We start from the raw sequence: 244 nt of genomic DNA on the forward strand, positions 1-244 counted from the left end.
GAGAAGACCACCAAGATCCTCACCCAGCACACCGGTCTGCCGCCGCGTGCCAGTGACGGTGGTAATCCTTGGGACAAGCGAGAGCAGGCCAAGGCGGCGGCATTTGCCCGCAACCAACAGGCTGCGATCTTTTGATCTTCGCCACATTTAGGCGCAACTTCGCCTAACCATTTCCCCGCATCGCCCGATTTTGGTGCTGTACTGCCCTAAGCATTCCGGGAAAGCGCCCAAGCCTCTGCATGGC

General features: G+C 59.4%; 1 protein-coding gene. It reads left to right on the forward strand.

Going from position 1 to position 244, the window contains the following annotated elements; genetic code table 11:
• Window positions 1-135, forward strand: a 135-nt coding sequence (locus GVL50_RS29530) for a hypothetical protein (RefSeq protein WP_371926056.1), incomplete at its 5' end; no start/stop codon positions are given.
• Window positions 136-244: the final 109 nt, after the last annotated feature.

This window comes from Pseudomonas sp. 18058 (assembly GCF_902706155.1).
GTDB lineage: Bacteria > Pseudomonadota > Gammaproteobacteria > Pseudomonadales > Pseudomonadaceae > Aquipseudomonas > Aquipseudomonas rustica.